This is a genomic window from Paenibacillus brevis (assembly GCF_018919145.1).
In the GTDB taxonomy this organism is placed as follows: Bacteria; Bacillota; Bacilli; order Paenibacillales; family Paenibacillaceae; genus Fontibacillus; species Fontibacillus brevis.
In genome coordinates, this window is record NZ_JAHLQJ010000009.1 from 79667 (window position 1) to 97059 (window position 17393).

At 49.6% G+C, this 17393-nt stretch carries 14 protein-coding genes; all 14 read left to right on the forward strand.

What is annotated here, in order from left to right; translation table 11 throughout:
- Positions 1-50 precede the first annotated feature (50 nt).
- The 14 genes from KQJ23_RS11710 to KQJ23_RS11775 all read left to right on the forward strand — a co-directional run bounded on the left by KQJ23_RS11710 (position 51) and on the right by KQJ23_RS11775 (position 17368).
- A complete protein-coding gene (locus KQJ23_RS11710; protein WP_216479068.1) occupies positions 51-473 on the forward strand; it encodes a FixH family protein in 423 nt (140 codons plus the stop codon).
- A 225-nt stretch (positions 474-698) separates the two neighbouring features.
- Entirely contained in the window at positions 699-4136 is a 3438-nt protein-coding gene (metH, locus tag KQJ23_RS11715) for a methionine synthase (RefSeq protein WP_216479069.1), read from the forward strand.
- A gap of 82 nt (positions 4137-4218) precedes the next feature.
- Complete coding sequence (gene rnz, locus KQJ23_RS11720; protein WP_216479070.1) at positions 4219-5142, forward strand: ribonuclease Z; 924 nt, start codon at positions 4219-4221, stop codon at positions 5140-5142.
- A 205-nt stretch (positions 5143-5347) separates the two neighbouring features.
- Entirely contained in the window at positions 5348-6148 is an 801-nt protein-coding gene (locus KQJ23_RS11725; RefSeq protein WP_249529701.1) for a TIGR01457 family HAD-type hydrolase, read from the forward strand.
- Between the two features lie 96 nt (positions 6149-6244).
- Positions 6245-7063, forward strand: a complete 819-nt coding sequence (locus KQJ23_RS11730; RefSeq protein WP_216479071.1) for an Fpg/Nei family DNA glycosylase — start codon at positions 6245-6247, stop codon at positions 7061-7063.
- Positions 7053-7919, forward strand: coding sequence for a deoxyribonuclease IV (locus tag KQJ23_RS11735; RefSeq protein WP_216479173.1), 867 nt, complete (start codon positions 7053-7055; stop codon positions 7917-7919). The genes KQJ23_RS11730 and KQJ23_RS11735 overlap by 11 nt, the downstream gene beginning before the upstream one ends.
- 36 nt (positions 7920-7955) lie before the next feature.
- Positions 7956-8285, forward strand: a complete 330-nt coding sequence (locus KQJ23_RS11740) for a cyclic-phosphate processing receiver domain-containing protein (RefSeq protein ID WP_233500667.1) — start codon at positions 7956-7958, stop codon at positions 8283-8285.
- On the forward strand, positions 8254-9342 hold the full coding sequence (locus KQJ23_RS11745; protein WP_216479072.1) for a 23S rRNA (cytidine(2498)-2'-O)-methyltransferase RlmM: 1089 nt from the start codon (positions 8254-8256) through the stop codon (positions 9340-9342). The genes KQJ23_RS11740 and KQJ23_RS11745 overlap by 32 nt, the downstream gene beginning before the upstream one ends.
- A gap of 171 nt (positions 9343-9513) precedes the next feature.
- Positions 9514-11040 carry a serine/threonine protein kinase gene (locus tag KQJ23_RS11750; RefSeq protein WP_216479073.1) on the forward strand — a complete coding sequence of 509 codons (1527 nt, stop codon included), beginning with the start codon at positions 9514-9516 and terminating at the stop codon, positions 11038-11040.
- Positions 11040-11948, forward strand: a complete 909-nt coding sequence (locus tag KQJ23_RS11755; RefSeq protein ID WP_216479074.1) for an SAF domain-containing protein — start codon at positions 11040-11042, stop codon at positions 11946-11948. The genes KQJ23_RS11750 and KQJ23_RS11755 overlap by 1 nt, the downstream gene beginning before the upstream one ends.
- 32 nt (positions 11949-11980) lie before the next feature.
- Entirely contained in the window at positions 11981-12658 is a 678-nt protein-coding gene (locus tag KQJ23_RS11760; protein ID WP_216479075.1) for a hypothetical protein, read from the forward strand.
- Positions 12655-13458: a hypothetical protein gene (locus KQJ23_RS11765; RefSeq protein ID WP_216479076.1), complete on the forward strand. Its 804-nt coding sequence runs from the start codon at positions 12655-12657 to the stop codon at positions 13456-13458. Before KQJ23_RS11760 ends, KQJ23_RS11765 begins: the two co-directional genes overlap by 4 nt.
- Positions 13459-13461: 3 nt before the next feature.
- Positions 13462-15300, forward strand: a complete 1839-nt coding sequence (locus KQJ23_RS11770) for an ATPase, T2SS/T4P/T4SS family (protein WP_216479077.1) — start codon at positions 13462-13464, stop codon at positions 15298-15300.
- Complete coding sequence (locus KQJ23_RS11775) at positions 15290-17368, forward strand: hypothetical protein (protein ID WP_216479078.1); 2079 nt, start codon at positions 15290-15292, stop codon at positions 17366-17368. The genes KQJ23_RS11770 and KQJ23_RS11775 overlap by 11 nt, the downstream gene beginning before the upstream one ends.
- The last annotated feature ends 25 nt before the right edge of the window (positions 17369-17393 follow it).

Sequence of the window (17393 nt, forward strand, 5' to 3'; positions counted from 1 at the left end):
TGATGAACAGGATATCACCTTGATGATCGAAATAAAGGAGGGGAAGATAGATGAAAATATGTCTACAAAGATCGCTGCTGCCGGCATTATGCGCTTTAATCCTTCTCCTTGGGGGTTGCGGAAACAAACAGGATCAGTATAACCATGCTTCTGTCGGCGTGACGGAAGCGATTCTGGTGGAGTTGACCGTAATTCCGGGCGAGGTGAAGGTCGGGGAAAACATCAGGTTTGAGGCAAAAGTGACCTATCAGGATCAGCCGGTGGATGATGCGAAAGAGGTTATGTTTGAATTAGGCAGAACGGACGGATCGACTGATGAACAACATGTCATGGAAACGGTAGCGAGTTCGGGAGACGGACTTTATGTGTGGGAGACGTCACTTGATGAAGCTGGAGAGTATGAAGTGACTTCCCATGTAACGGCAATGGATCAGCATTCCATGCCATCGGAGACATTCGTTGTAAATGAATAAGCTATAGGAGGAGCGCCTGCAAAGCGCTCTTTTCTTGTATTTCCAAACATTCGAACGATTTTAGAATATAATAATTTAATGTTCGGAAATACCTAATTACACTAAATAAATAGGATTACTATATTTAATGAATCGGACAGCTGCTAAGCTTAAGAAGATTATCCCTTTTCTTAACGGCTTGCTTCTGCTAAACTAAAACATAACGTTTTACGGGAGGGATTGGTCATGAGTAAACCTAGCTTGGAAATGATGATGAAAGAACGAATATTAATACTTGATGGAGCTATGGGTACCATGATCCAGCAGGAGAATCTGGAAAGTGAGGATTTCGGCGGTGAGGAACTGGACGGATGTAACGAAATTCTCGTACTTACCCGGCCTGAGCTGATTCAGAACATACATGAACAGTACCTTGAGGCGGGTGCTGATTTAATTGAGACGAACACCTTCGGGGCAACCTCGGTGGTTCTGGCCGAATATGACCTGCAGGATCGCTCGCGCGAAATTAATCTTGCGGCTGCTAAATTAGCGGTGGCAGCTGCGGAGAAATATAGCACCCCTGAGCACCCCAGATATGTGGTAGGCGCGATGGGACCTACTACAAAGACGCTGTCTGTTACTGGAGGGATCACGTTTCAGGAGCTGATCAACACCTATGAAGAGCAGGCGATTGCCCTGATTGACGCGGGTGTTGATGCACTTTTGCTTGAGACATCTCAAGACACATTAAACGTAAAAGCAGGAAGCATCGGGATACGCAATGCGTATACGAAGACAGGGAAATCTCTGCCGCTCATGATCTCGGGTACGATTGAGCCGATGGGTACAACCCTTGCCGGTCAAAATATCGAAGCCTTCTATATTTCGCTAGAGCATCTCAAGCCGGTCTCGGTAGGTTTGAACTGTGCGACTGGACCGGAATTTATGCGTGATCATCTTCGCACCTTGTCCGAAATGGCGAAGGCAGGGGTGAGTTGTTATCCCAATGCCGGTTTGCCTGATGAAAACGGAAATTACCATGAGTCTCCGGATTCGCTGGCCAAGAAAATGGCTGGGTTTGCCGAGCAAGGATGGCTGAATATTGCCGGAGGCTGCTGCGGCACAACCCCTGCTCATATCCGGGCGATGGCTGAGCAATTGAAGGCGTATCCTCCGCGGCCGTTAAACGGCAATCATTTGCCTGCGATATCCGGAATTGATCCGGTATATATCGAGAGCGACAACCGGCCTTATATGGTCGGAGAGAGAACGAATGTTCTGGGTTCGCGCAAATTTAAACGTTTAATTGTGGAGGGAAAATATGAGGAAGCTTCCGAGATTGCCAGAGCCCAGGTAAAGAGCGGCGCACAGGTCATTGATGTATGCGTTCAGGACCCGGACCGGGATGAAGCCGAAGATATCAAGAAGTTCCTTGAACTGGTTGCTAAAAAAGTGAAGGTACCGCTGATGATCGATACCACCGACCCAACGGTGCTGGATTTAGCCTTGAGCTACAGCCAGGGGAAATCGATTATTAACTCCATTAATCTTGAAGATGGGGAAGAAAAGTTTGAGCATGTTACTCCTCTGATTCATAAATATGGCGCTTCGGTTGTCGTAGGAACCATAGATGAGCGGGGACAAGCAATCAAACGGATGGACAAGCTGGAGGTTGCCAAGCGGTCTCATGATTTGCTTGTGCACAAATATGGTCTTCAAGCGGAAAACCTGATCTTTGATCCGCTTGTTTTCCCTGTTGGCACAGGGGATGAGCAGTACCTTGGTTCAGCGAAGGAGACGATTGAAGGAATCAGGCTGATTAAGCAGGAGCTTCCTGCTTGCCAGACCGTGCTTGGGATCAGTAATGTCTCATTCGGGCTTCCGGAGGCAGGGCGCGAGGTGCTTAACTCCGTATTCCTGTATGAGTGCACCAAGGCAGGGCTTGATTATGCCATCGTCAATACCGAGAAGCTGGAACGGTATGCCTCGATTCCGGAGGAAGAACGCAGACTTGCTGAAGAATTAATCTACAATACAAATGATGAGACATTGGCCGCCTTTGTCGCCGCATTCCGGAATAAGAAGCCGGAGAAAAAAGAAAAGGCGGTCCTCCTTAACCTGGAAGAACGTCTGGCATCTTATGTCGTTGAAGGCTCGAAGGAAGGCCTGATCCCGGATTTGGAAGAAGCGCTGGGCAAATACTCTGCGCTGGAGGTCATAAACGGTCCGTTGATGGCCGGGATGGAGGAAGTAGGCCGGTTGTTCAACAAGAATGAACTGATCGTGGCCGAAGTACTGCAAAGCGCAGAGGTGATGAAGGCATCGGTGGGTTTCCTGGAGCCTCATATGGAGAAGAATGAGAGCTCGGTGAAAGGGAAGATTTTGCTTGCTACCGTTAAAGGCGACGTGCATGACATCGGCAAAAATCTGGTGGAGATCATTCTATCCAATAACGGTTACAAAATCATCAATTTGGGTATAAAAGTACCACCGGAACGGATCATTGAATCCTGCCGGGAAGAGAAACCGGATGCGATCGGTTTGTCCGGGCTGTTGGTGAAGTCTGCGCAGCAGATGGTCACAACCGCACAAGATTTGCGGACGGCAGGCATCGATGTCCCGATTTTGGTTGGCGGTGCCGCCCTGACCCGTAAATTTACTAGAACGAGAATTCGGCCAGAATATGAAGGTATGGTGCTGTATGCCAAGGATGCAATGGACGGGCTTGATCTGGCGAACCAGCTGATGGATCCTTCCCGCCGGGAGTTGATCCGGAAGGAACAGATTAAGGAGCTCGAGGCGGATGCGGTCCAGAAGCCTGTTCAACCGTTGCCGACGCTAACCCGTGCGCTGAGATCAAGCATTTCTCCGGATGCCCCGGTATATATCCCGCCGGATCTCGATCGCCACGTGCTTCGGGATTATCCGATGAATCACATTATTCCGTACATTAATATGCAAATGCTGCTGGGGCATCATCTTGGCTTGCGGGGCTCCGTGGAACAGCTGCTGGCTTCCGGCGATGAGAAGGCAACGCAGCTGAAAGAAACTGTCGATTCTATTTTGCAATCGGCGGTGCAGCACGGTACGATTAAAGCACAAGCGATGTACCGTTTTTTTCCTGCACAATCGCGGGGAGATGATATTCTGGTCTATGACCCGGCAGATCCTTCCCGTGTGCTCCACACCTTTACCTTCCCGAGACAACGGGTCGAGCCCTTCCTGTGCCTTGCGGATTTCCTTAAATCGGTTGAGAGCGGAGTTATGGACTACGTAGGATTCCTCGTTGTTACCGCAGGTCAAGGCATCAGCGAGCAGGCCGAGCAATGGAAGCAGAATGGCGATTACTTGCGTTCGCATGCTCTTCAAGCCGTTGCTTTGGAGACTGCGGAGGCACTTGCAGAACGGGTCCATCACATTATGCGAGATATCTGGGGATTTCCAGATTCGCCTGAAATGACGATGAAGCAGCGGCATGGTGCCCGATATCAAGGAATTCGAGTGTCTTACGGCTATCCGGCTTGTCCGGATCTGGAATACCAGCAGCCGCTATTTGAGCTGATGAAGCCGGAAGACATCGGAATACAGCTTACTGACGGCTTCATGATGGAGCCGGAGGCCTCGGTCACAGCAATGGTCTTCGCGCATCCCGAAGCACAGTACTTTAATGTCGACAAAGCTTAGAATCCCCGTTCCAGGAACCCTCCGAGATCTCGGAGGGTTTTGACAATGCGGGTGATTCCCGGCGATGAGATGGAGGCGAATTATGGATCTGTACTTTATGGGAACCAATGCCGGAGTGCCTTCTCTGGAGAGAAATGTAACCTCCCTAGCGTTAAGATTGTTTGACGAGCGGAGAAGCTTCTGGCTGTTCGACTGCGGCGAGGCGACACAGCATCAGATTTTGCGTTCACCGTTAAAGCTGAGCAAGCTTGAATTTATCTTTATCACTCATTTGCATGGTGACCATCTGTTTGGCCTGCCCGGATTATTGTCCAGCAGGGCCTATCAGGGGGGAGATACGCCGCTCGTACTGTTTGGACCTCCTGGGATCAAACGGTTTGTGAATACTGTGCTTGAGCTCAGCGAATCCAGAATTAATTACAAATTGGAGATTGTGGAGCATGAAGGCGGCAGTTTATTCGAGGATGCCTCGTTTCGGGTGGAGTCTGCGAAGCTGGATCATCGGATTGACAGCTACGGCTACCGAATCGTGGAGAAGAGCCAGCCCGGCAAGCTGAACCAGGAGCTCCTGGCGAAGCATGGCATCTCACCGGGGCCTCTCTATGGTCAATTGAAGCGAGGGGAGAGCATACAGACAGCAGACGGGACCATTCTGCGTCCTGAGGATGTGCTAGGAGAACCGAAGCGTGGAAGAATCGTGACCATCCTCGGAGATACGCGCCCTTGTCCGGCCGAGCATCCGCTTGCTGATAGAGCGGATGTATTAGTGCATGAAGCGACATTCATGCATGATCTGGCTGAGACAGCTTATACTTATCATCACAGTACGGCGCGCCAGGCCGCCGAGGTTGCTAAGCAAAGTGAATGTAAGAGCCTATATCTTACCCACTTTAGCTCCCGTTACAAATATGAGCATCAGCTGGAACAACTGCTGTCTGAGGCAAGAGAAGTTTTTCCGGATTCCTATCTGGCTCAGGAGCATGAGTTGTACCCAGTCCTGCGATAAGTATAAATTATTTTCCGGGAAAGCGCAGGAAATGACAGTTATTACCAAGGTTAGCGGGCTCTAAATTGGCCATTTGGACTGTTGTTGAGCGCATTCGACAAAATATAAGCTGATTTGAACCGTTTTCGGAAATAAGCAACTGGAGGAATTTGCCTGCTCTTTGTATTTATAGGTACAATAGAGATCAGAGGGTGAATAAATGAACATGACAACGATGCGATGGAAAGCTTATCTGATTGATCTTGATGGAACTTTATATCACGGAAATCGTATGATTGATGGAGCGGATATTTTGATCGCGGGATTTCAACAGACTTCGACCCCGTATCTCTTTGTGACGAACAACTCTTCAAAGACGCCGGAAGAGGTTGCCGAGCGGTTATCCTCCATGGGGATTCCTGCCAAGGCAGACCAAGTATGCACCTCAGCTGTGGCGGCAGCCGAATATATAGCGGGTGAACAGCCTGGCTGCCGGGTCGCCTATATCGGCGAACAGGGATTGTCCAGCGCGCTGGAGGATGCCGGATTGAGGCTTGTGGAGGATGATCCTGAAGTGGTAGTGCAAGGGATCGATCTTTCTTTTACATATGACAAGCTTGCAAATGCGGCAGGCTGGATCAGAAATGGAGCCAAGTATGTGTTAACCAACCCGGATCTCTTGCTGCCTGCGAATGGCGGGCTGATGCCGGGGGCTGGAACCCTGTCAGCCGCGATTCAAGCAGCTACCGGCAGCAAGCCCGTTGTCATCGGCAAGCCGTCAGGGATATTGATGAAGCATGCGATTGATCGCCTGGGATTGAGCCCTGAAGAGGTTGCTGTTGTCGGCGATAATATGCTGACCGACATATCTGCAGGCGTGCAAGCCGGATGTGGAACCATACTTGTGCTTACCGGAATTACAACCGATGCGAATCTCCAGAGCTTTATTGCTGATGCGGGAGTACAGCCGGATCTGATTTACCGTAATTTGCATGAATTGCGTCAGAGCATCGCCGGTGCATTCTAAGAATCGAGAACACTTTACGAGTAGTCCAACTTAAGAATTATTTGGTTCAATGTATATGCAGATGTAAATGGAACGCTAGTTGAAAGGACGATGAAGATGCCGGAATTACCGGAAATGGAGCATTACCGGATTGAGCTGTCCAAGCGCCTCTTGGACAAAGAAATTACGGATGTGCAGATTAACAGGGAAAAATCGTTGAATATAACCGCAGAGCTGTTTAAAGAACGAGTGGTTGGGAAAAAGATTATTTTCGTGGAACGGCGGGCCAAGCATCTGTTGTTTCATCTGGATAACGGGCGCCGTCTTTTGCTTCATCTTATGCTTGGAGGCTTAATCTATTTAGGTGCCAAAGATGACCGGCCTAACCGCAATACCCAGATCGAAATCGAATTCGGTCCTGAGCTGGTTCTTTATTTCATCGGGCTGCGGCTGGGATATTTACATGAAATGAGCGCGCGTGAGGCGGACGAAACCTTGTCCCACCTGGGACCGGAGCCATTCGGACGAAAAATGAATCTGGAGTTGTTCAAAAAACTGCTGCAAAAGCGCCGGGGCAGCCTGAAGACGGTGCTGGTCAATCAAGATGTGATCTCAGGCATTGGCAACTGTTATGCCGATGAGATTGCATTTGCGGCCGAATTGAGACCTACTGTGAAGGTGCAGAGTCTCGGGGATGAGGATCTTGAGCGGTTGTATGAAGCAATGCGGGAGACTCTGTCTGAAATGACCGAAGCCGGAGGTTATATGGAACTGCCGCTAACGCAAGCGGATACCGTGACCGGCGGTGCAAATGACCGCTTGAAGGTCTATGACCGCGAGGGGGAGCCTTGTCCAAGGTGCGGTGATAGCATTGTGAAGGAAGAAATGAATGGACGTAAAGTATTCTACAGCCCTGGCTGTCAGGATGTCCGATAAAATAAGGATCGGCGGCCATCTCAGTATCAGGGGAGGATACGGTAAGGCAGCAGAAGAAGCGAGACTGCATTGTGCCGGGGCGTTTCAGTATTTTCCGAAAAACCCTCGCAGTTTGGCAGTGAAGGATTATGATAAGAGAGACGCATCCCGTTGCAAGGAAATCAGCTCAAAGCATGGAATTATCTCTGTTGCTCACACGCCTTATCCCTCAAATCTGGCTTTAGGACAAGAAGCGGATGCAGGGCAATACGCAGCAGTTGTGTCGTCACTTAGGAATGATCTTGAAATTGCGGAGAGTTGCGGCTCATTGGGAATTGTTGTTCATTTTGGCACATATAAGAAAAGAAACCCCTTACAAGGATATCAAAATGTTATACAATGTATAAATGAAGTGCTATCCGGCTGGGGAGGTATCGCCAAGCTTCTGATCGAGAATCAGGCTGGCGACCATGGTATGATGGGCATGACACTGGAAGAAATGGTGCAGATTCGAGACCTGTGCCAATCGCCGGGCAGTATTGGGTTTTGCCTGGATTCGTGCCATGCGTTTGCATCCGGAATGTGGCGCGGCGAGAATGATGATGACTTTATACCAAGAGCTGAGCAACTCGGTTACTTGGATGCGCTTGAAGTCATTCATTTGAATGACTCCCGGTATCCGGTTCTGTCCCGGAAGGATCGACACGCCAGAGTCGGTCAGGGATTCATTGGCAAGGCAGGCTTTTGCAGTCTGTTAAGCCATCCTGTAATTCGGACGAAGCCGATGATTATGGAGAGCGAATCGGGAGAAGACGGCACCTACATGGAAGATATTAATCGTGTTTTTGAATGGATAGAGGCAGAACAACCGGAATAATTGCGGAAAGGAAGAATTAATGTGATTCATGTATATATGGATGACTTTCGACGATGTCCCGAAGGATTCACCTTGGCAAGATCGGTCGACGAATGTCTGGAGCTGCTCAGGCAAGCAGAGGTAGACATCTTGTCGCTTGATTTTGATATGGGACCAAATGAGAAGACGGGGAATGATGTAGCTACCGCTATTGCAATGGAAGGGCTTTATGCCCGCGAGATTTATCTACATTCCTCCAGCATGTATGGAAGAAGAAGCATGTATGACATATTGCATCAGAATAAGCCGGACCATGTCATTCTGCATACCGGCCCGATTCCGTTTGATCTCCTGGATGAAATTGAACGTAAAGCAGGGGGATACTAGGTTGACGACAAGATTAATATGCTCGGCAAATCACGGGTTTGCTCCATATGCACAGGAAGAGCTGCGCCGTCGGTTCGGTGCTGTAAAGAGCCGCTTTTTGGTGCCGGGAGAAGTATTTGTGGCTGTGATTGAAGAGCCGGCAGAGAATTTGGTAGAGCAAATGGTAAGCCAGCCTCCTATTTTCCTGCGGCATATGTTCGTCGTTGATCAGGCTTGGGAAATCGCTGGGCAAGGAGAGTCCGGGGTGGAAAAAGAGGATGCTGTTCCTCCTGCTTGGCTATCTGAGATACAGGAGCTCCTGAAAAATGATGATAGGCTGCAGCAAAGCCGGATTGCCGTTCAGACAAGAAAAAGCGAGCAATCCGTATGGAATTGTTCAGCGGCAGAGCTAAAGGATGCGATCCAGAGCGGCCTGGATGAACTGAATGCCGAGTTTGCAGTTCGCGATGCGGACTGGATTATCTCAGTGTTCGCGGCTGCAAATGCCGTATATATGGGAATTGCTAAGCCTGAACATAATATATCGGACTGGAACGGCGGCGCTGTCCGATTTCAAAAGGAAGAGGGGCAAATCTCCCGGGCCAAGTTCAAACTGCTCGAAGCGGAGAAGGTGTTCGGAATTGACTTTACCTCCTTCCATCAAGCGCTGGATATCGGAGCTGCACCAGGAGGCTGGACCTCCTTCTTGCTGGAAAGAGGTCTGAATGTTACTGCGGTGGATCCAGCGAAACTGCATCCCACCGTCCTTGCTTCTCCCAGACTGACTTATATTCAGAAGAATGCCGGGAGTGTGCAGTTCAAGGATAATCAGTTCGACCTGCTTGTCTGTGATATGAGCTGGAGTCCGAAGCTGACCGCTAAGCTGGTATCTGAGCTGCTGTATTGCTTGGCTCCAGGGGGGACTGCGGTAATCACGGTGAAGCTGCTGACCAAAAAGCCAATGGCATTGATTCAGGAGGTCATGACGACCTTCCAGAATGCGAGACTCCAGATTCAACGGGCCAAGCAGCTCTTCCATAACCGAGACGAAATCACGCTATACATGATTAAATATTAATGCGATTAATTAAATTGGAATGAAATATTGCTTTACAAAGGCAGCCAGCATGGTCTATACTGGTTCCAAAATTATACAAATGACGCATGGGAAAGTATCCTTTGTCCGTCCGCAGGTTGCGGATAAGACAGGAGACTTTCCTTTTTTGCGTTCTCAAGGAGGTGAGTATGGATGACTGCTCCGGATTGCGGCGACGTGGTGGCGGGACGCTATCGCTTATTGAAGCTGCTGGGAGAAGGCGGCATCAGCAAAGTGTTTCTTGCCGCCGATTTGAAGCTGTCCGGAAAGCGATGGGCCATCAAGGTCACTGCAGGCGGAGAAGCAGCGGGAGTTGATGCTGAAGAGGAGGCGCATCTTTTAACCGCATTGAATCATCACCGGTTGCCGACCATTATAGATTTTGTGGCTGATCCGCTGCTGGGTTGCGATTTTTTAGTTATGGATTACGTGGACGGCAGACATCTTGACCAATATGCAAGCGACCTAAAACAGCGCCTGACGGCGGAGCGGCTTGCTGTTATCGGAATGCAAATCTGCGAAGGATTATCTTATTTGCATGGGCTTGATCCGCCTATAATTCATCGGGATTTAAAGCCGTCAAATCTAATGGTTGACGCAAGCGGCGACATTCGATTTATCGATTTCGGCATTTCTCGAAGGTACAGCATCCATCGTGATGAGGATACGGTAAAGCTCGGCACTATCGGCTTTGCCGCACCGGAGCAGTATGGCGGCAGCCAGAGTGATGCAAGGAGTGATCTGTATTCGCTAGGAGCCGTTTTGCTTTATTTGGCCACAGAGGGGCAGCATAGCTTCTGGTGTGAAAAGGCGGAGCAACTTATAGGGAGACGGGGATTATCCTCATTGAACCCGGTACTGTCCAAGCTGCTGGCGCAAGAAAAGGAGGAAAGATACGAATCAGCGGATCAGACCTATTTTGCGTTAAGAAGCATCCTGCAGAACAGCTCGCAGCAGCCATCCTCAGGAAGCGGAAGAGGGCATCGAAGCAGTGTTGCGGCTAGCATGCATAGGCCGCTAACGATTGCGGTTATGAGTGCTTTTCCCGGAGCAGGCTCTACGCATACTTCGATTCTGTTAGCTCATACTCTTGCCCAACTGGGCTTTGAGACAGCTGTAATAGAAACTGACAGCAAGGCTTCTGATTTTCGGAAGCTTGCCGCAGCGGCAATCGAAGAAGGATTGATTGATGAGCAAGCGGAATCGGCACGCGCTTTCAGTCTGGAAGGAGTTGAGTATCTATCTTCACCGTCACGCGCAGAGCGCCTTGAACTACTAACAAGTGATAGAGCATGTATTGTATTCGATCAAGGGGAAAGCCGGAGCAAAGAGGAGCTCGAGGAATTTGCCCGTGCAGATCTTGCAATTTGGATCGAAGGGGCGGGAGTCTGGCGCAGAGCGGAAGCAGAGTTTCATGAGATTTGCCCTGCGGCTGGACGCCGGGGATTAGTATGCGTAATTCCCTTCGCGTCAGAGAGAACCGTAAAGCGGATGCGAAGGCTGAAGTCGCCTGTCTCCGTATATGCCTTGCCGGCCGAAGATAATCCGTTTCAACCCGGAGTGGAGGCAATCGAGGCGGCATGCGAATTGCTCAAGCTGATATTCCCGATGATAGGGGAGCCTGTCAAGCGTTCCGGCAGCTTTGCCCGATTAAGACAACGCTGGAAAGGAAGGATGTAATGTTTAAGCTGAGACGAAAAACGCGCCATCTGCTTTTTGCGGCAGGCGCAGGGTTCATACTATCTGCTCTTATTGCCGGTTCATTGTGGCTGGCATATGCGCAGCAAGTAAGAGAAGCACGGCAAGCTGCCGAGGAAAAATGGAATCAGGAGCTATCTGCGCTGAAGGAGGCTTTGGAGCACAGCACCGTAAAAGTGTGGGTTCCTTCAAAACCGTTGGAAACCGGTCAAATGATCACGATCGAAGACTTGACGCAGCAAGAGCTGCCTAAAGATCGGATCCCGGACCAATTACTTACCTCTTCCGAGGATATAGTCGGCCGTGTCGCCAAGCTGTCTCTTCAAGCGAACATGCCGCTGACGGAAAACCTGCTCTGGGAGAATGAACCTCTCTCTCATGATTTGAGATACCGGGAGATGGGTTTTATTCAACTTCCCGAAGCCGCCAGCAATGGAAGCATGGTCGATGTGCGTATTCAGTTTCCGACTGGACAAGATTACATACTGCTTTCGAAAAAGAAGATCAGCGAGCTTCGCGACCAGGATGGGGTTGTGACCATGACTTTGGATGAGAAGGAACTGCTGTCCCTTTCCAGTGCCATAGTCGATGCGTATCTTCATAAAGCCTCCATTTATGCTTTGCTTTACGTGGAGCCGGGCATTCAGGCTGAGGCCATCCCAACCTATCCGGCTAACGAAGCCGTTCTTCAATTGATGAAGAAGGATCCTAATATTGTAAAGCTAGCCGAGCTTGAACTGGCAGCCTCCGCTCGGGCAAGACTGGATGGAGAATTAGCCGTTCTGGACGGACAGTCATCTGCGGCTTTTGCAGTTAGCTTAGGTTCAACATCCGGGCAACAAAGGATTTCCGACAATGAAGCGCAATTTGTGATGAGCCCGTCCGATTGATGCATATCGTGCGGGGAGAGGAGAGAAATGGATTGAAGCAATGGCTGTTTATGGGTGGATGCGACAAGCGGGATCTTGTGCTGTATACCTGCAAATTGATGGCGCTTGGCGGAAGCAAGGTGCTGCTGGTGGATTGGACAGACGGACATATGTACCGCTATTTGACTAATACAGGAATAGAAGAGCTGGCAGTAACCGAGTACAACGGATTTGATATTACCTGGTCACCGGAGGACGCAGAATTAGCAGAGTATAACTATTGTCTGTATGACATAGGAACAGCTAATGAATCTATCGATATGCAGTTAGAGGGCGAAGATAGATTGGTCTGGGTAAGTACGCCTGATCATTGTGAGTTAGGCCGAAGTATAGAATGGCTCCATAATATCTGTAAGCAATATCCGCAGTTTCATGGAAGAGAGATTCAGCCAGTCTTCATCAGGGCTTTGGATTCCATCAGGAATCACGATTATACACTTGACTTGCTTACCGAGCTGCCGCTGGTCTGGAGGGAGAAGATGATCTCGATTCCGTGGAAAGAAGAAAATGAAGAGATTCGCCTTTCCAATGAGCATACCGGCATGATTCGGATGAAACGGATATCCAGAGCCTACAAGCAAGCTTTAATAGGACTCGTAAGAGAGCTTACGGGCTGGGCGCACACTGAGGTCTGGAGTGTATTTCGTCATGCAGAAAGGAGAGGCGCATGAGCCGAGTTCATTTTTGGGATTACGGAGATGGTGGTGCTGCTGACATCGCTGCTGCCATTGCTGTCTACCATAGTTTAAGACGGCCCGGAAGGGTCCTGCTGCTCAATGAGCATAAAGCAGGGGGAGGCTTGGAGTCCGGCCTGAGGCTTCATGCCGATGGCTTGCAGGACTCCTCCGGGTTCCAGGTTCGTGAGCATGGTATTGAATCATTGCTCAGATTACAGGCTAATCAAAGGCTGTCTGCGGGTAACTTTAGGGATTATACCTACTCCTTGATCGCGGAGAAGCTGGATATCGTATCCGGATTTATTCATGGCAAGATACCTGCTATCGGGCTTTATCGTTTAGCCGAGCAGATTTATGGGCTCACAATTACTTATTCGAGCGAGGCTCAGAGCTTGCCCCATTCTGAAATTCGAGTTGCAGTGCTGACACAAAATCGAATGCTGCTGGAGAAATTTTTTGAAGAAAAGGACGGAGCAGATCCATCTGACATTCGCTTATCGTACGAGGTATTGGTGCTGAGGGACTTTGACAGGAGCTCGCGCTGGAGCGTGAATAACATCCGGCGCCGGTATAAAGCCCGTGTTCCGATCATTGCACTGGATTATTGTACTGCCTTTCGGGATGCGGTTAATCATCGGGACTTATTGAGGTTCATGTACTATCACACCTCCGAACCGCTTGGCAAAAGGACATCGGGTCCGTTCTTCTCCGGTTTGGAGAGATTGACGGAGCAGATTATGCAGCAAACACCGACTGGCAGAACGCTGTCCGCCGTTGGCGGAGAGGAGAGATAACGCATGAGCTTTCATGGCTGGAACACATTGATCCTGGTCTCAATCATTACAGCAGCGCTTGCCTTTTTGTGGTTTAAAATACGCACATTCAATTCGGCCTCGTCTAGTAACATGCTTGTCCATGATCCATATGTAATTACTGAGCTCATTAAATATGTGAAGCGGGAGCTCCATGAATTAAGCCGAAACCCGGAGCGTGAATGGAGCTTGAACGAAGAGGCCTGGGCACGAAGGGTGAGGGTGCGGACAGAGCTGAGACAGGCGCTTAGAGGAGCCGCATTTGGTGATGTGCAGGACAAGGCCTACGTGAAGTCATTTATTAAAGATTTACTGCTTAATGGTTATGGGATTCAGCCGGATAACATTGACCGGATTATTCCCTTTGAAGAGCGCGAGCGATTAAGCGCCCAGGACCAGTTCGAGATCATTCTTTATCTGTATGCGCTGAGGCATGGTGATGGAGCCCTTACGGCATTAATTGAAGAATATGAGCTGGACAGGCTGAGACATCCTGCTGGCGGGGAACTGGGCGGATATTATGAGATCAATGCGGATGATATTTTCGGCATTTATTATCGGGAAGGCCGTCGGCTATTATTTGAAGAGAAGCTGGAACTGGTCGTTCAGCGGATTTATCAGTTGTATAAAGGTTATTCTGTCATTGATGTCATTCGGGAGCAGCGGATTGATGGCGTGAGCGGCGGGGTGAGCGGAGTAACCGATGCTACGCTAAGAAGTATTTTAGATCAATCGGACACCCCTGACAAAGGGGAGAGGCTTGATGGCGACGGGTTCCCGGTAACATCGGCTTGGGACAGTGTTTGGATTTTTTATAAGGGGAAAAGTATCCGGATATCGTTCCTGACCTTTGGCAGTGAGGCCGAGTTAAAGCGTGTGTGTCAAAACATATATAAGTACAATTTGCCCGGACAATTGTCGGAAGCGAATGGCTATAAGGTCAATGAAATGAAGGATGGTTCCCGTGTCGTTGTGGTGCGGCCGCCATTTGCCGAGACCTGGGCATTCTTTATCCGGAAATTCGATATTCAAAATGCTGCATTGCCAGACTTGATTCCGGGCAGAAACGCCGTGCTCCCCATTACATTGCTGAAATATTTGATGAAGGGCGGTAGAATTACGGCAATTACGGGAGCGCAGGGCTCGGGCAAGACAACCTTGTTGATGGCGTTGGTGCGGCATATCGATCCGACCTATACGCTGCGTGTTCAGGAGATGTCCTTCGAGTTGAATTTGCGGCGAATCTATTCCTCGCGGAATATTCTCAGCTTTAAAGAGACAAACACAGTCTCAGGACAAGCCGGATTGGATCTTCAGAAGAAGACGGACGGTACTGTACATATCCTCGGAGAGGTGGCAACCGATGAGGTCGCCTCCTGGATGATTCAGACAGCACAAGTGGCGAGCTTGTTTACCGTATTCACGCATCACGCCAAAACCTTTCGCAATCTAATCGAGTCCTTACGCAATTCTTTGCTGAAAAGCGGCGTTTTTCGCGATGAGACTATTGCCGAGCAGCAGGTAGCCGATGTCATCGATTTTGATATTCACCTGTGTAAGGATGCCAAGGGAAATCGGTATATTGAACGGATTACCGAATGCTGCAGAGAGCCTGGCGACGAGGAGAAAGAGAAAGGATTTTCCGGACGGAGGAAGGGCTACATTGAGCGTACGATTGTGGAATACAGAGAGGGGGCCTATGTCGCTATAGAGCCACTATCTTTGATTAGCCGCACAGAAATGGCGAAGTCCATGCAAATTCAGGATGCTGCCTCGTTTCTGGATTTTACCGCTGAGGTCTGGAGGGAGAATATTGGAGCTTAGAGCCGTGCTTTGGCTGGCAGCCGGTGGTTCCTTCATCGTCTTCCTGCTCCTCATGATGCTTGGCCGGCACAAGGGAAGGATGGAAGCTGTTGCTGCGGGATCAAGTGAAGAAATGCAATCTCGAGCAGGCTATAAAGGGCTCTGTCAGCAATTTATGCTGAGATCTTATTCGCTTGCCTTAAAGACGGTGTGGATACGCTATTTGCTGATGAAGGTCCGTACAAGAATGTCGGTTATCCAAATGTATGAGGAGCGAACACTTCGGATCCAGAGCATGCAAATGCTTTATGTGCTGGCTGGAATAAATACGGCTACGTTAATTGGCTTATTGGTGATGAACCCTGGTGTGATCTTCGGCCTTACCTCGCTCATCGTCAGCGCGGTCATTCAAGGGCAGCTGCTGGAACTGAAGGTGAATCGGCTTGAGGTCAAGCTGCTTGAGGGAATGCTGTCTCTTTTGTCCGGGGTAAGACATGCCTATCAACGTCATGGTATGGCAGCAGACGCAGTTGAAGAAGCGGGGGAAGACGCTGCTGAACCGGTCCGCCGTCATGCAAGATTCATTCATGATGCGCTAACGGACAGCAAGCCTGAAGAAGCATTGGAGCGCTATTATGAGACTGCCCCTAATCGCTTTCTGAAGGCATTCGCCGGAATATCCCGATTAATCATGGAGTTTGGGGATCAGAACAAGGGAAAGGGTTCGCTCTATTTGCGCGGACTGGGCAATTTGACCGGAGAAATCCAGCTGGATGTGCTTCGCAGAAAAAGATTGGATTATCTGCTGAAAGGATTAAGTTTCATCGCGCTGCTGCCGGTATTCTTTACCCGGCCGGTCGAACGTTGGGCCATTTCCAGCTTTCCTTTAACAGAACAGTTTTACTTAAGCAAGGCAGGAATTTTCGTGAAGGCAGGCCTTTTGCTCATCGTATTGCTGAGTACATTGCTGTTGCAGAAGCTGAAGGGCGAGGAGGAGTACGCTACTCGTCACAGGGAAGACAGCATGAGTTGGGAGGCGAAGCTCTATCGGCTTCAGGGGTTAAGGCAAATCGCGCTTTGTTTTATCCCGTTGCCGGGCTCCCGGGCCCGGATTCATCTCCAGCAGCTATTGAAGGATACCAACCACTCCCAGAGCTTGGAGCTATTCCAGCTTCGACGAATCTTGGTGTTTATCCTGTGCACGGTGCTCGCAGTGGGCGGGGCATTCAGTATGCACTGGAAAAGCAAACAGTGGATCGAGAATGAGGCTCCTGCCGGATACACTTTCTTCGGCTCGCTTTCTTCCCAGGATCGGGAGGCTGCTGAAAGAGCTGTTGGTCTGGACAAGCAGCTTCTACTCTCCGATGCCTTTCGTTCAGGGACGGATAAAGAGCAGTTAAAGGCTGAGATCATGGAAGCTCTGTCCGAGGGAAACCAAAATAGAGCTGCACTTGAGCTCGAAGCTGAGGCTGTTTATATCCGGATTATCGATAAACTGAATCGGCTTGATCAGGAGTACTTCAAATGGTGGGAGCTTCCGGCGGCTGCCGGACTCGGTATGGCCGGTTACTACATGCCGTACTTAATGCTGCTGCTAAAGCGAAGAATCAGGATGATCGACAGGAAGAATGAAGTATATCAGTTTCAGACAATGATTTATATTTTGAGGGAATTAGACAGGATTTCGGTAGAAGAGATTTTGGAATGGATGTACAGCTATGCCGTCATCTTCAGACAGCCGCTGCAAAAATGCCTGCTGCATTTCTCGCATGGATCGGAAGCTGCTCTTCTGGAACTGAAAGAAGAAGCCGGGCTGGAGGAATTTCGCCAGCTTGTAGACAAGCTGATACTGGCCAACGAGAAAATAACGATTCACGCGGCCTTTGATGATCTGGAGAGCGACATGTCCTTTCAATTTGAACAAAGACGCCTTCAATTTGAAAAGTCTCTGGATACGAAGGCTGAGCTGGGGCGGATGTTCGGGTTCGCACCATTGTATTCCCTAATATTCGGATACCTGGTCATCCCGTTGATCTGGATGAGCTTCCGGCAGATGGACATCTATTTTGAGCAAATTCAGCACTTATAATGTGCTAATTCACAGGAGGTTTTAG

Coding starts and splice junctions, on each gene's coding strand:
- KQJ23_RS11750 (WP_216479073.1), top strand. CDS start 9,514: ATGACTGCTCCGGATTGCGGCGACGTGGTGGCGGGACGCTATCGCTTA.
- metH (WP_216479069.1), top strand. CDS start 699: ATGAGTAAACCTAGCTTGGAAATGATGATGAAAGAACGAATATTAATA.
- KQJ23_RS11745 (WP_216479072.1), top strand. CDS start 8,254: ATGAAATTGAACGTAAAGCAGGGGGATACTAGGTTGACGACAAGATTA.
- rnz (WP_216479070.1), top strand. CDS start 4,219: ATGGATCTGTACTTTATGGGAACCAATGCCGGAGTGCCTTCTCTGGAG.
- KQJ23_RS11710 (WP_216479068.1), top strand. CDS start 51: ATGAAAATATGTCTACAAAGATCGCTGCTGCCGGCATTATGCGCTTTA.
- KQJ23_RS11735 (WP_216479173.1), top strand. CDS start 7,053: ATGTCCGATAAAATAAGGATCGGCGGCCATCTCAGTATCAGGGGAGGA.
- KQJ23_RS11740 (WP_233500667.1), top strand. CDS start 7,956: ATGGATGACTTTCGACGATGTCCCGAAGGATTCACCTTGGCAAGATCG.
- KQJ23_RS11755 (WP_216479074.1), top strand. CDS start 11,040: ATGTTTAAGCTGAGACGAAAAACGCGCCATCTGCTTTTTGCGGCAGGC.
- KQJ23_RS11765 (WP_216479076.1), top strand. CDS start 12,655: ATGAGCCGAGTTCATTTTTGGGATTACGGAGATGGTGGTGCTGCTGAC.
- KQJ23_RS11730 (WP_216479071.1), top strand. CDS start 6,245: ATGCCGGAATTACCGGAAATGGAGCATTACCGGATTGAGCTGTCCAAG.
- KQJ23_RS11725 (WP_249529701.1), top strand. CDS start 5,348: ATGACAACGATGCGATGGAAAGCTTATCTGATTGATCTTGATGGAACT.
- KQJ23_RS11770 (WP_216479077.1), top strand. CDS start 13,462: ATGAGCTTTCATGGCTGGAACACATTGATCCTGGTCTCAATCATTACA.